The sequence below is a fragment of the Dysgonomonas termitidis genome, from assembly GCF_042654545.1.
GTDB lineage: Bacteria > Bacteroidota > Bacteroidia > Bacteroidales > Dysgonomonadaceae > Dysgonomonas > Dysgonomonas termitidis.
In genome coordinates this window covers 1-951 of the sequence record NZ_JBHSGN010000019.1, presented here as the reverse complement: position 1 = coordinate 951, position 951 = coordinate 1, and the positions used below count along the sequence as shown (strand labels likewise).

The 951-nt window shown below is 54.6% G+C and carries 2 protein-coding genes; both read left to right on the top strand.

Features of this window, described 5'->3' with window-relative positions; translation table 11 throughout:
• The first annotated feature begins 119 nt into the window (after positions 1-119).
• Positions 120-695 carry a DUF3575 domain-containing protein gene (locus ACFO6W_RS02930; protein ID WP_379993831.1) on the top strand — a complete coding sequence of 192 codons (576 nt, stop codon included), beginning with the start codon at positions 120-122 and terminating at the stop codon, positions 693-695.
• Positions 696-706: 11 nt separating this feature from the next.
• The coding region (locus tag ACFO6W_RS02925; protein ID WP_379993830.1) for a hypothetical protein at positions 707-951 on the top strand (245 nt) is incomplete at its 3' end.

Sequence of the window (951 nt, the reverse complement as noted above, 5' to 3'; positions counted from 1 at the left end):
GACCGGTTCCCGCTGCTGAACCGGGCGTATGAAACACTGGCCTGGAGCAGGGCTATCGGGAAAAAAACGGCAAGCAAGGAAATAATATAAATTCTAAATAACGCAAAAAAGGTTTAATTATGAAAAAACAAATAAGGAACAAAGGATTGTTAAGGGGCGTCATCTGCGCCGCCCTGCTGTTTTTGACCGTCAGCACGGCATCCTACGGGCAGTCCTACTCGGTCAAGACCGATATGCTCGGTTTGATTACCGGGACGCTCAACGGGGAAGCGTCCCTGGCTTTGAACGATCGCTGGAGCCTTCACCTGCCGGTGCAGTACAACCCCTGGAATTTCACGGACGACTTCAAGATGAAAAACCTGACAGTCCTTCCGGGGGTACGCTACTGGCAGGTACAGACCTACACGACGGGTTACTTTTTCGGTCTTAACGGGATCGTCAGCCGTTACAATTTCGCCGGCCTGCTTGCCGGCGACTACCGTTACGACGGCATGGCTTACGGCCTGGGCCTGTCGGCCGGCTACAGCATTCCTATGGACGTAAACTGGAGCATGGAATTCGAACTCGGCGCAGGCGCTGTCTGGAGCCGGCGCGACAAGTACCCCTGCGAGCGTTGCGGGAAGAAGATCGAAGAGCAGACCGGGGTCTGGCTCGTACCCGATAAGGTATCCATCAGTGTTGTTTATTACTTTTGAAAAGGGTTGCCATGAGATTAAGCGGTAATAAATTTGCTATATACGTAAAACGGAAACACATGGGCAGTCTGTTTTCCGGAGCTACCCGCCGTATGGGTATGCATGGCCTGGCCGGGCTGGTACTGTCCGGGTTGCTGCTCTTTTCCTGTAAGAGCGGCGCGCCGGTGGTCCGGCCGTTGTTCATGCAGTCCAAACGCGCCAATGTCGGGTTGCCCGGCGATGCGGCCGGTTTACAGGCCACCCTGCAGGAAAGGGT

Coding starts and splice junctions, on each gene's coding strand:
- ACFO6W_RS02930 (WP_379993831.1), top strand. CDS start 120: ATGAAAAAACAAATAAGGAACAAAGGATTGTTAAGGGGCGTCATCTGC.